Annotated in this window: 14 protein-coding genes and 1 pseudogene; 5 read left to right on the top strand and 10 right to left on the bottom strand. The window is 58.6% G+C overall.

All coding sequences use genetic code 11. The features are described from left to right. Positions 1 to 51: 51 nt before the first annotated feature. The 5 genes from EET67_RS25695 to EET67_RS20415 are packed head-to-tail and all read right to left on the bottom strand — an operon-like array spanning position 52 to position 3,097. Positions 52 to 204 carry a ParB N-terminal domain-containing protein gene (locus EET67_RS25695; protein WP_165899974.1) on the bottom strand — a complete coding sequence of 51 codons (153 nt, stop codon included), beginning with the start codon at positions 202 to 204 and terminating at the stop codon, positions 52 to 54. Next, positions 201 to 1,019 carry a recombinase family protein gene (locus tag EET67_RS26530; RefSeq protein ID WP_342634677.1) on the bottom strand — a complete coding sequence of 273 codons (819 nt, stop codon included), beginning with the start codon at positions 1,017 to 1,019 and terminating at the stop codon, positions 201 to 203. The genes EET67_RS25695 and EET67_RS26530 overlap by 4 nt, the downstream gene beginning before the upstream one ends. A 42-nt stretch (positions 1,020 to 1,061) precedes the next feature. Continuing rightward, positions 1,062 to 1,685: a recombinase family protein gene (locus EET67_RS26525; RefSeq protein ID WP_342634676.1), complete on the bottom strand. Its 624-nt coding sequence runs from the start codon at positions 1,683 to 1,685 to the stop codon at positions 1,062 to 1,064. Between the two features lie 20 nt (positions 1,686 to 1,705). Next, on the bottom strand, positions 1,706 to 2,086 hold the full coding sequence (locus EET67_RS20420) for a hypothetical protein (protein WP_128628059.1): 381 nt from the start codon (positions 2,084 to 2,086) through the stop codon (positions 1,706 to 1,708). A gap of 9 nt (positions 2,087 to 2,095) precedes the next feature. Next, a complete protein-coding gene (locus tag EET67_RS20415; RefSeq protein ID WP_128628058.1) occupies positions 2,096 to 3,097 on the bottom strand; it encodes an SH3 domain-containing protein in 1,002 nt (333 codons plus the stop codon). 444 nt (positions 3,098 to 3,541) lie between these two features. On the opposite strand from EET67_RS20415, the pseudogene EET67_RS20410 reads away from it, so the two are divergent. The 5 genes and pseudogenes from EET67_RS20410 to EET67_RS20390 form a co-directional block, all read left to right on the top strand. Next, a pseudogene (locus EET67_RS20410) lies at positions 3,542 to 4,126 on the top strand (DUF1419 domain-containing protein); the annotation flags it as partial. 263 nt (positions 4,127 to 4,389) lie between these two features. Continuing rightward, positions 4,390 to 4,749, top strand: coding sequence for a hypothetical protein (locus EET67_RS20405; protein ID WP_128628056.1), 360 nt, complete (start codon positions 4,390 to 4,392; stop codon positions 4,747 to 4,749). 214 nt (positions 4,750 to 4,963) lie between these two features. Beyond that, on the top strand, positions 4,964 to 5,905 hold the full coding sequence (locus tag EET67_RS20400; RefSeq protein ID WP_128628055.1) for a type 1 periplasmic-binding domain-containing protein: 942 nt from the start codon (positions 4,964 to 4,966) through the stop codon (positions 5,903 to 5,905). A gap of 219 nt (positions 5,906 to 6,124) precedes the next feature. Beyond that, complete coding sequence (locus tag EET67_RS20395) at positions 6,125 to 7,342, top strand: TadE/TadG family type IV pilus assembly protein (RefSeq protein WP_245451091.1); 1,218 nt, start codon at positions 6,125 to 6,127, stop codon at positions 7,340 to 7,342. A 318-nt stretch (positions 7,343 to 7,660) separates the two neighbouring features. Next, complete coding sequence (locus EET67_RS20390; protein ID WP_128628053.1) at positions 7,661 to 8,194, top strand: hypothetical protein; 534 nt, start codon at positions 7,661 to 7,663, stop codon at positions 8,192 to 8,194. A gap of 96 nt (positions 8,195 to 8,290) precedes the next feature. Here the strand turns inward: EET67_RS20390 and EET67_RS20385 are convergent, their stop codons facing one another. From EET67_RS20385 to EET67_RS20365, 5 genes are all read right to left on the bottom strand, one after another. Next, positions 8,291 to 8,884, bottom strand: a complete 594-nt coding sequence (locus EET67_RS20385) for a hypothetical protein (RefSeq protein ID WP_128628052.1) — start codon at positions 8,882 to 8,884, stop codon at positions 8,291 to 8,293. A gap of 14 nt (positions 8,885 to 8,898) precedes the next feature. Next, positions 8,899 to 9,471: a L,D-transpeptidase gene (locus EET67_RS20380; protein ID WP_128628051.1), complete on the bottom strand. Its 573-nt coding sequence runs from the start codon at positions 9,469 to 9,471 to the stop codon at positions 8,899 to 8,901. 79 nt (positions 9,472 to 9,550) lie between these two features. Continuing rightward, complete coding sequence (locus EET67_RS20375) at positions 9,551 to 10,654, bottom strand: CpaE/TadZ family protein (protein WP_245451089.1); 1,104 nt, start codon at positions 10,652 to 10,654, stop codon at positions 9,551 to 9,553. 56 nt (positions 10,655 to 10,710) lie between these two features. Then, positions 10,711 to 11,310: a TadE/TadG family type IV pilus assembly protein gene (locus EET67_RS20370; protein ID WP_245451087.1), complete on the bottom strand. Its 600-nt coding sequence runs from the start codon at positions 11,308 to 11,310 to the stop codon at positions 10,711 to 10,713. A gap of 42 nt (positions 11,311 to 11,352) precedes the next feature. After that, on the bottom strand, positions 11,353 to 11,886 hold the full coding sequence (locus tag EET67_RS20365) for a TadE/TadG family type IV pilus assembly protein (RefSeq protein ID WP_128628048.1): 534 nt from the start codon (positions 11,884 to 11,886) through the stop codon (positions 11,353 to 11,355). Between the last annotated feature and the right edge of the window lies 1 nt (position 11,887).

Below are 11,887 nucleotides of genomic sequence, written 5' to 3'. Positions count from 1 at the left end.
TGCAACCCCGACCAGCTTCGCCTGATCGGGCGCTCACCGCCGTGCCCTTCATCAACCCAAGCAGGGGGTCCCTTTTACGCGAAAATACGGGGTCCCGATTCCATGGTCATTGACAGCGAATATCTTCTTGTTGCGCGCGCGAGGGTTCAGGACGACGATGCGATCGACGGGGATGCTTTGAATCTCCGGTGCAGTCTGGCTCATGCCGCTCTCCTGATGTTTGAACGTGTGGTGAGGTTCAGGAACGGGTCGAGACTGTCGACCCGGTATGCATCAAGATGAAGACCGTTCTCTTCCTGCATGCGGATGCGGTCCGCGGGAAAATCCAGGTGCGGCAGCAGGTAATAGTCCATAACGGATCGGTTCTCGGCATCCATCCTGATTGCGATCGTGATATCTGGATGAAGACCGGTATCGAAACGCACTTTCCATCGCAGCGAACCTGTTGGGGTTTGCAGGCAACGCGCGACCACGATCGATGTGATGAACTCACCATTGATAACAAGAAGGTCCGTGGCTGGATCGCGTACGACAGATGCGCCGACGCCTTCAATGGGCTGAACTGTTTCGGAGACTAGATCCGCGTGCAGTTCGCGCAGGAACCGGTTGATCTCGACGTAGCGATAGTCCCGCTGGGGGGTATAGCCGATCAGCTTGTAGGCCCGCAGCAGACTCCCGAAACGTGTGCGATAGGCAGAACTCGAAGGTAGATTATCGTGCTCGTCGATCATCAAAGCCGACAGGTGACCGTGCATATCCCGCAATGCTTTCAGACCGTCGAGCATCTCCGCCTCGGTGAAGCGGCGATTTCGTTCCACGATCATCGCAGCGGCACGGAAGAACAGATCGGGCGGAACGATGGCCTCAAACGCCCCAGCGGCACGTACCAGCATGTCAGGAGGATTGCGGACGCGGCGCTTCTTCAGTTTGAAGGAGACGCGGTTGAAGACATTGTTGCCGACGTATTTTTCGTTGGTGAGAATTTGGTGGACCGTGCCTCTCGTCCACGGTCGGCCGATGATTTAATATGGCAGCGATTTCGCGTTCGCTTCGGCCCTCCTTCACATGCGGCGGACGGTTTGGATCTCCTCCATCGGGCCTGGAACCAGGATCACACGATCCGTCTGCAGGCTCTTGTGCTCGCCGGTCCGCAGATCCGCTTTTGGCTGGCGACGTTCGTCGACCAACCTGCAGCGCAGGCCATATCCAGCCATTCCCCCTTGCCGAAATCCCAATGAGATCAGCCGGCATTGACCGGCAAATACCTTCGCCGATAACTCCCGGCTGTACTCACCGGCCATCGCACGCTTCATGCTCTTGATGATGGTAGCAGTGAGGCTGCCGTCGTTCTCAAACTGCTCGGCGCAGTAGTGAACAGCGATACCAGCGCGTGTGCAGATATATTCCAGGTAAGCGGACTCGTCCGCGTTCTGGAACCTGCCCCAGCAACTGACATCATAAACGAGGATAATGCTGAAATCCGCGCAGCCGGACTCAACATCCTCGATCATTCTCTGCAATGCTTCGCGGCCATCGAGCTTAAGGCCACTCTTACCTTCGTCGGCATATGTCTTGACGATGGAAATGCCGCGCTGGGCTGCATGCCGAGCGATGGTGTCCGACTGGTTCTCAGTCGAATATTTCTGATGCTCGGTCGACATCCGGACGTATTGGGCCGCGCGCACAATATTGTGCTCGCCTACGCCTAAAGCCTCGGCTCGCCCGTCACATCGAACAGGGCGAGAATGGCCAGCCCGACGACATGCCTGCCGCGGCCGAAATCCAGCAGCAAGGCTATCCGGTCATTTCCATCCGAGCGCACCCACACGGCAGTAAGCAGCAGTGCTGCCATCGACTCCGGTTCCAGATTCTCGACGGCCTCGCTGCCGATCTCCCTGACGTCGATCGTCTCGTTGCAGGCGGTCCCTGGTACGACGAGTCGAACGAGATCGGCGAAGGTCACGTCCTCCCGGCCTCCGACAGGATCCGCGAGATCGGGACGCAAGGCCGGCTCGGCGAACGCCGGTATCGCGGGCATTGAGACGATTGCCAATCCGGCCAGCGCCGCGCGCAAGGCGACTTTCATGACGGCCCCTCATGGGCATGTCGTCACCTGGCTTGCGCAAATGTCCATGATCCATCCGCGCGGCTTTTCGTTACCACGCCGCCCCTCGACCTCGACCCACGGACCTTCGCAGGCGTACAGGGTATCGAGCTGGAAATCGTCGGTGGTGCTGCTCGATGTGCTTACAGTGAAGGCAACCGGAGCGTCCTTGGACGGCTGCGACAGGAGGGAGGGAGATTCCAACCACACCCGCAGCATGTTGCCGGGTAGCCATCCTTCGCCGGAGAAGGCGATCACCGGGTCCGTGGGCCAGCCGCCATAGAGTTCGGTGATGACCTCGGAAATCCGGAACCAGCCGTCGCGGGAGCCGGTAATCGTCACCTGCGGGAAATAGATTTCCTCTCCGTCGGTATAGGGTCGGGGAATGGTGGCGAGCGCCGCATGTTCCGGCCCCGGTCCCGAGCGGACAGCCAGATCGGCCGGGGCGCCCTTCTTGACCCAGGCGGCAAGATCGCATTGCGTGGTCTCACTGAAGGTAACACTGGAGGCCTTGCCGGTGCAGGTTTCGATCAGCGCCGCCGCGGCCTCCCGCGCGCCGTCGAGCGGGTATTCCTCGGCCCCATCCTCGACAAACACGCTTAACGTGCCGCGCGAGGTCAGGAGATCGGTGAGACGGGCATCGAGCATCGTTCGGCCTTCGAGTATGAGACTGTCGTCCATCTCGATCCGCGCCCCTGTGGTGGCGATCGGCACCGAGATGTCGCCAGCCTCAAGAAGAACCTCAACCTTGACGCCATCGACCGCACTGATCGGCGCGAACGCAAAGACGAACGTAAGCTCGTCGCTACTCTGCGCGCAGGAGAAGGAGAGCGGAGCATGGTTCGTCTCCGGAATGCCGTAGAACAGCGACGCTCCGTCCTCGCTCTTCTGGCCGTGCCATCCGAGGTTTTCTTCAGCGGTGGCCATTGCTGGGAGGCAGCACCACAGCGCCGCAAGCCGCAGCGCGGCACTTAGTCGATCCCTGATCCCCATGTTTACCCTCCTTCCCCATCAAACTCCGCACGGTGGCGACGCGGCACTATAACCCGGCTCTCCAGTCCGACATCTCCACATAGATCGCCGCACGGGCCTCGATGCCGGCCTGGTCATCGGCGTCGAAGCCTGCGAGGCTGCCGGCGTCACCTTCATCGGACCGAAGCCGGAGACGATGCGGCGGCTTGGCAACAAGGTTGCCGCCCGCAACCTGGCCATGGAGGTCGGCGTGCCGGTGGTGCCGGCGACCGAGCCGCTGAGAAGGAAGGAGGACTGCCGCATGCCTCCGGCCGCGTCAAGGGTGAAGCTACGCCCGGTTTTGCCGGCCCTTGACCCGCCCGGTCGGAGAGGCGGCCGCGGGGGAGGGGTCCGGAAGGGCTGAAGATGATGGTGATCCGCAAGGGATGAACCGCGCTCCGGCCCGCAAACGGCCAGGAGCCTCCCATGCCCCTTCATTCCTCGATCCGAAAAATCTACTTCGGTGTTGCCGATCGTCGGCAGATGTTTCGCTTGTTCGACCGCCATGCCCAGCGGCCCAATCGCTTTGAGGGTAACAGCGATCATCTCTATGCTGGCGAGTATTTCGAGATCGGGCGCGTCGAGCATGACTATATGCTTGACGTCCTGTCGCCGCTCTGGATGCGCGGCGAGATGTTCGCCATGCGCGAATTCCTCACCGAAACCGTCACCAGCGTCTTCTATACGCTTCGGATCGACGGCAAGGTCCGCTATTTCCACGCTTATTGCGACCTGACTGACACGCGCTCGCCGGTGGAAATGCGCGACGCCATCGTCGAGCGCGAATCCTGGCCGGTGAAGGCCATTTCCCATGAGGAACGCCTTGAGCACATCTGGAGCGCCACCCATGACGAGTATCGCGGCTATGCCGGTGAGCGCTGGCTTCCGGAGCATTACGGCAAGCGCACGGTCCTGTTCTATGGGCGGCGCGGCGGCACGAAGCTAAAACTCCTGGAAGCGCTCACTGAGGATGAGATTCAGGCCAAGCTGCCGGTGCATCTGCGGTATCTGCTCGAGCGGCATGCGGGGCAAATCACTTCGGTGGGAAAGGTAGGAACTGGTAACGCGGCGGACTTTGTCACCGTTCCCTATCTGAACACCAATCCGGCGTTCAAATCCTCTATCACGACGATGATCAAGGGGGAGCGCAAGCGCCGATCGCGTGAGTTTTCAACCCACATCCGGCCGACTTCTTGCCGGTCGGTTGTTGAATTGGTACGCGGGCTGTTGTAGCTAGAGATAGTGCCCGGTAGGCAGGATGGGGGATAACCAGAATGACGTCAGCGCTTAAAATATTCGCCGTGGCGGCCTTGGTTGCTTTTTGCGCGCCAGTTCAGGCCGCTGATCTCAGTGAAGGCTACAATCAGTGTCGTTTGGCGACTGGATCGGCCCTGCTTAGCCAGACCAGTAACGCGGCACTTAGTGACGATGTCGTCAAGCTGATGAACGAGGCCGTTAGTGTGGCTGACGATAGTCAGTGGATCAATTCACGTCGACCGGCCTTCACCTGGGCATCCGAGGCCAAGGTTGCCTGCGGCAAGGCCTATGGCTATCTCAGGGCCGATTACCGTGATGAGGATTCGATCAACAAGTGTGAGTGCTTCCACTCACGCATGGTCCAGTACATGAACTGACGCTAGGTTCTGACCGTAGATGGGCCGATCTTTTTACGCCCACCGTTTCCTTCTTGGTCTCGGCATCGCGGTTGCGACTCTGCTTGGTGGCTGCCAATCATCCACCGGACCCGAGGCCCTGACGAGCGTCGATTCCAAAGAGGCTAGCAGCTCAGTCGGGTCTTCACCGACCATGGCGATGCAAACATTTGGCGATGGCCCGACGCGGGTGGATATGTTTATCGATGCATCCGTTGCCAATTATGCCGATGACTATCGAGACGGTGCCGCGCTTGCGACGAAGGAACTTGGTGCGGGACAAATCACACTTACTGTGCGCGATCTGCGGGTAGAGACTGCAGAGCCAGCCAGCCAGGTCAAGCAGTCAACCGACGACGGGGCAAAGCTCCTTATCGGGCCGTCATCTCTGGCCAAGGCCTTCGATAGACCAGCCAAGCCGGCCACCCTATTCCTGGAGGGGCAACCGACTGCGTCAACCGTCGCCATCGCCTCTGATGAAATTAGCGGTGCAATAGAAGTCGCCTCTTATGCGGTAGGTGCCGGCCGTTCCAAAATCATGGTCGTATCGACGCGCGTGCTTGCGCCGTCCGAAATGCAGCGCCTGCACACCGGCCTGAAAAATGCCGGTGCGGAACTGATAAACGTCGTCACGGATCCTACATCGGCAGACGGCATGGCCAAGCTGGCCAGGCTTGGGGAGGCGCAAGCAGTTTTGCTGATTGGCGCCGATGCGCCCAAGGTCGCTGCTCCCGCACTGCGTCAGCGCGGTGGGCTTGACCCCAGTGTGCCTTTTCTTGGCACATTCGCCTGGCCGAATACCGCCTATGGCGAGCCGGCGCTGGAAGGCTCCCTGCTTGCCCTCATCGATCAGAATGCCCTGAAGCGGATTTCCGAGCGGTTCCGAACCGCTTATGGACGCTCGTTGTCTCTGGAGGCTGCCTATGGCTTCGACGCGCTGGCAGTCGCTTCGGGGATTGTGCGCGCCAAGGGAAGTGATGGCCTCGACTCTCAGGCCCTGCGCTCAGGTTCGGGCTTCGCAGGGGCAACCGGCGTTTTCCGTTTTGGCGCTGACGGCCGGATCGAGCGGCGCCTGGCCATCTACCGCTTGTCCCGTGGTAAACTGGCGCTTCAGGACGAAGCACCTTCAGGTTTCTGAGCGTAGGCCGTCGTTAGGCCATAGCCTTGGACTGAGCGGTTTAGCGCATGTGCTGTCTATGCAAAATTCTCACGGCCGGCGAACAAAGGGGGAGGACTTGCTGCGCCTTCCGCGGACCTTTGCACGCACTGCTTCGTTAAGAATCTAATAGTTCTCTGCAGCAAGTCTTAAGCTGTCATGTGGTATGTATCGGCACCAGTATTACCGGTGGGGGTATGTATGCTGCGTAAGTTCTGGAGGTGCGAACAGGGCAACTACACCATCATCACGGCAATCGCCCTCGTCCCGATTATGACAGGCATCGCCGGGGTTGTTGACTTTGTCAGTACCTCAAACCAAGCATCAAATCTGCAGAGCGCATTGGATGCGACAGCACTAGCCATCGGCACTGAATATTTTGACGGCATGACAAAGGCCGAACTGGAAGACTTCGGTTACAAGATATTCCAGACGAACCTCAGCCTTCTCGATGAGCAGACTACAGAATTGGCCTATGAAGACACAAGGGGCAAGTTTGACGCAAGCGCATCTGGATCGAATACCGACCATCTGATCACTGTTTCGTCCAGCATCGAGCATCCCGGTTTCATCGGTGCGATGCATTGGGGTGCCTCCCGCACATCCGTCGCCAAGATATCACAGGGCCAGGAAGCCTGCGTCCTGGCACTTAACAGCAAGGCCCCGAGAGCCATCGAAATCCAGGGCTCGACAGATGTCTCAATGGCCGGCTGTGTGATTGCCTCGAATTCCGCCGCCTCGGATGCCTTTTATAAAGGCGGCGCCGCAAAGGTGTCCGCAGCGTGTGCGATTTCGTCTGGCGGGATCGTCGGCATGTCCGATTCAAACGCTCAATTGGATTGTCCAAGCCCGCTTCCCAACCAGTATCCGTCGTTGGATCCGCTATCTGGTGTGGAACCGCCCCCCTATGGATCATGCCAGAACGCTAAGGCGGGCAAGACGCTGACCCCTGGTACATATTGCGACAAGTCGCTCACCGGTACGATTGTGCTCGATCCCGGTGCCTACATTTTCAAAGGTACAAAAATCAGCCTCGGTGGTAACGGTAGCCTCACAGGTGCGGGCGTTACTATATTTCTCATGGAAGACGCCGAACTCAAGATCAACGCCAATCAGGTCATCAATCTTTCACCACCAGAAACCGGCCCTTATGCGGGCATTACAATCTATCAGGCGCGCGGAAACACTTCAGACCTGACACTGAATGGCGGTTCCGGGACGTCGTTGAACGGGTTCATCTACGCACCGGATGCGCGTATTACCTATACGGGCAATTCCGATACGGGCAGCGATGGCTGTATCCGCATTGTCGGAAACACAGTGGCCATGACTGGCAATTCTTCTGTCAAATCGGACTGCGAGGTGGAACTTGGTGGTCGTGAAATGTATGCAGGCCGGACGGTATTGCTAGTCAAATAGTGCCTCGCTGGGGCGGGCCCACCACATAGCAGAATTGGCATCTTGGCTGCCGCCTCTCGGATGGCCAACTGTCACAGTTCAAGCATATCCGTCGACCAGGCTCTCATGGAAGGACCTAAACACACCACCGTCGTACCCGTAGCGAGCCGAATAGCGCCCACCTACATCCCCTACTGATCTCAGGTTATCTTATTGAAAGCGGGCTTTCTGGCGAACAGGTGCAAGAACCTGCGTAGAGCTATCTGAAAAAATCGCGAACCACTGTTAAATGTTGCTTAATCTGCTCTGATTACCCTCTTTCCAGCGGAGGAAGCGGGCATGAATTATCGGGCGGCATCTCTCACCATATTCCCACTTTCCTTCATAGGGTTGCTTTCGCTCGAGCGTCTATCGACTTACCTCGTTGGGTTGTCACCCTCGTCGACGTTTCTTTGGCAGGCCTCACTCGAATTGCGTGCGCTGTTTCGTGACCTGTCCAACAAGTTTGACCTGATAACCGGCCATTCTCTGCTCTTGCAGGCTCTTATGCTGTTCGGCTGCGTGGTGATCATCTGCCTGACGACACAGGTTCGGCGGTGGTCCGCATTCTCCTTCCTGGCCAACCATGTCACGCTGCTCGTGGCGGGGGTGGCTACAATGCTCGCGGCCAACTTTAAGGTCGCCAGTTCCGGCATTACCGACGCAGCAGGATCGATGATCTGGTCCTCGGCGGAACCTTCGATGACTTGGCTGCAGCTCACGGTTCTGGCGACAGGAATATTGAGCTGTATTTGGTGCCACTATCTCGTCGTTTCACACGCTCGGGCGGACCAGGCGCGTCAGCGGGCCCTGCTTGACAAACTGCAGTGCTGATGCCGCAAGAGGGTCCGATTCTGGGTGAATCGACAGATCTTTCTCGATCCTTGGTGTTCACCGGACAGGCAATCGGTACCCGCTTCCTTGAGCGCTCTACTGCGCCCCATGCACCTTGCGGTAGTAGACCTTTCCATCCGGCATGACCTTGCGCTGGTAGGCCGGGCTGATTGCCGGCATCGCCTTGGCCGGGCGCCTTCGTGAGATCGTATCAGCGGTACCGGATGCCGTTAAACTCCCGCCGTCCGGCTCGTTTTCTGCTACCATTGGTCCGGGTTCGGGATCGATTGATGCGTTTTCAAACCCAATCAGTGTATCAGCGAACGAGACCTGCGTGCTCGTTCCAACGGCATCGAGATTCTGACCAATCCGTTCCATGCTGGCATGAAGTTCACCGAATCGACCTTGCAAATCCTGGTTCAACTGGTCGAATTGGCTCTGGAGACCGGTATTCACAAGATCCAGCCTTTCCTTCATGCGCTTTTCGAAGGCAGCCAGTTCTTCAAGTCTTGTCTCGACGACATCCATTTGCTGGCTGGCGCGATATAGATGAATCGCCGCAATCGCGTTTATGACGGTGACGACCATCGCCGAACCGCAGAGCAAGGCAATGATCGGCAGTGTGTTTCGCTTCACCACCGGCTGAGCTTCCAGCTGGCATAACTCGCCATCGACGTCCGGCGTTGGCATGTCCCGTATCATAGTCATTGCACGATCACCTTTGCCCCTAGGGCGACGCGGTTAAACAGGTCGATGATGTCGGTATTGGTGAGGCGAAAGCAACCGGAGGTTCCGTCAAAGCCAACACCGGCTGGATCATTTGTGCCATGAATCCGATAGAGCGTGTCACGCCCCTGACGATGCAGGTAAAGCGCGCGGGCGCCAAGCGGGTTATACGGACCGGGCGGCACGAATTCGGGCAGATCTGGCTGGCGTTTGCGCATGTCCGAAGGCGGCCGCCAGTCAGGCCACTCCTTCTTCAAACCCACAGTCACATGCCCGGTCCATCCGAAGCCCTCTCGGCCGACACTGATTTGGTAGCGCAGTGCTTCACCTTTTCCGGTCACCAGAAACAGGGCTCGCTCATCCTTGCGGACGATGATCGTGCCTGGTAGCTCTTCGGTGACCAGTCCGACTGTGCGACGCAGGCTGGGTCCCATGGCTGGCAAGGGCGGGCGCGCGGACTTGTAGATGCGCTGGACACCACTCTGAGCGAGGGCGGGTAACGAGGGAAGGATGCCCGAGGAAAGCGTAAGGGCGGCGCAGACGGCCAACATACGTACGAGGCACCTGCCGGTGCACCGCGCACCCAGCTTGGCCAATAAGGCAAGCGGTGGCGTTACGAGCCTATGATTGTCAGCGCGCCGGCGCATCGAGGCGCTCGCGAAACATCAGCTTCAGATCTTTGTTGAAGCGGGCCCGTGCATGCACTTCGGAGGGTAGGAGGGCACGGTTAAGGGCATCGCTCAGAAGCGGGATGTCCAGGCTGACTGACTTGATGTGTGGCGCCTTGAACACCTTCTCCAGTTCCCTGCGGCTAAAGTGGTTTCCAAACAGCTTCCGCTTGTGCTTGTTAGCGACCAAAGTGATGTTACTCTTGTTGCCACGAAGCTCGCGTATTTTAGTGTAAAGCCGCTTGGCCTGCCGAAGCGAGGCGATGTTGAGTTCGAAGACAATGAAAATCTCATCGCTCGTCGAGAGCACCGATTTTTGCCAGGGTGTCTCGACATTGGGGAGATCGATGACCACCTCGTCGAACCGATAGGCTGCCAAGTCTAGTAGCTTGTAGACGAAATCCGGTCCCGACAGTTCGAAAGGCAATTCTGGCCGTTCGAACGAATAGATGGTGAAGCCAGGATTACGCGTGAGCTTGATGACGTCCATCAACTCAACATCCAACCGCTCCGGATGGGCAATGATCCCATCCATGTCGAATTCGCTGAATAGGTTGAGATAGACACTGCAATTGGCGCTCTGGAAGTCAAGATCGACGAGACATGTGGCGGAGGCTCGCTCGCTGGACTTGGCGGCGAGATGGTCGGCGGCCGCAAGCGCCATGGTGGTGGCACCGGCGCCACCGCTCGCAGCGATGAAGGTGATTATACGGCTCTTCGCTGCCTCGCTGCCGCTGTCGTGAAAGGTCACGGAGGCAAGCAGGTCCTTGCCGTCGAACGGCCGGTGCAGCCAGTCAGCCGCATTGAGGCGCACGAGATTGCGCATGTGTTCAGACGTGAGTTCGCCAGACAGCGCAATCAACGGAACATCACCCCAGGCGGCGCGCGCCTCCACGATCCGGGGGTCGGCGAGCAGTTCTCCGACACCGACGTCGAGGATCACCAGGCCAGGCCGCGAATCGGCCGGGGGACCTTTCAGGAAGGCTTCGGTGTCGGCGGTCTGGACGTCATAGATCGCAAGTGCTTCCAGCCTGGTTGCCACATCGCGTCGCAACTGCAGGTCCATCGAGTAAAGCCCAATCCGTTTTCGTCGGGTGGGGAGGACGGCGGGTTTGGGAGCGTTCATGCTGGTGGCCCATTTCTCATGTCTTCGCCCGTCACGGTGCTGAGCATGGAAGGCATCACAATGTTGCCAAAGCCCAGCAGGCCGTTGAGGAAGAAGAACTGGAAGTTCACGTTCTGGAGGCTGACGGTGATCGTTGGAACCGTACCGGCCTGCCGGGTTTGATAGCCAAGCCCTGAAGCGGAGTAGCTGATCACCACATTGTTCCGGCGCAGGCCCGGAAAGAAATGGCATATGCCGGGACGTTGGTTCACGCCGGGGGCAGTACAACTGTCATTATCCTGGCGCGGTACGTCCCCCCGGAAGATTCGGCTGAAATTATCTGGGCTAAAATCGCTGCCATTGCTGCAAGAGGGTGCACTGCCGGTATATTTACACTCGAACGGTCCGAAATCGCCCGGAACCATCGGCCTGCCTGGAACGTCGATCGGTCCGGCTTTCGTAACGGCCGTCGCAACCGGATCCGAGATCGACGCCAATCGCGCGCCGACCTGGACGGCCTTCGTGGCGGCGTTCCATTGAAAATAGGCATGCCCCAGATCCACGAAGCCAAGCGTCAGGATGAGCAGCAGCGTGACAGCGAGGGTCATCTCAACCATCGCCGCACCGCTCTCTTCCTTGTGGAATCGCCTTAACATCGGTCAGAACCTGATCAACCGTTCTTCGTGCAGGCCGTTAAGTGTGATCGGACTAAGACCGAGATAGGCCAGCAGCCCGGAGCCCTCGTAGTTGAGCGTACCCGTGGCCTTGACGATGCACACCTGTGCGGTAACCGAACGATATTGTGTCACCCCACCCACCACCGCATCATGGCAATCGGCGGCGTCAGCTATGGCTACATTGACGACGGTCCAACCAGCGACGCGCGGCGGGCGGGAAGCGCCTCCGCCCGTGCTGGTGATATAGCCGTAGAGCGCGATGTTTTCGGCATTGGTCTTGCAGTCGATTGTCAGGCCGAAATCCGAGTACATTTTGGGGTTGCAGCGCGCCGCATAGCGAGCTGCGTCGCGCAAGCCTGCTTCGATCAGCAACTTGTTGTGGATCAGATTACCGAATTCGAAGACCCCCGCCGAGAGAGCAATCATCAGCGGCGTGATAAGAGTCATCTCGACAAGGACCGCTCCGCGATCCTCACCCAGGAAGCGTTTGGCGATGGAAAGCAGCCTTTCGCGCATG

This window comes from Borborobacter arsenicus (assembly GCF_003934165.1).
GTDB lineage: Bacteria > Pseudomonadota > Alphaproteobacteria > Rhizobiales > Rhizobiaceae > Pseudaminobacter > Pseudaminobacter arsenicus.
This window is presented reverse-complemented; position numbering and strand designations above follow the sequence as displayed.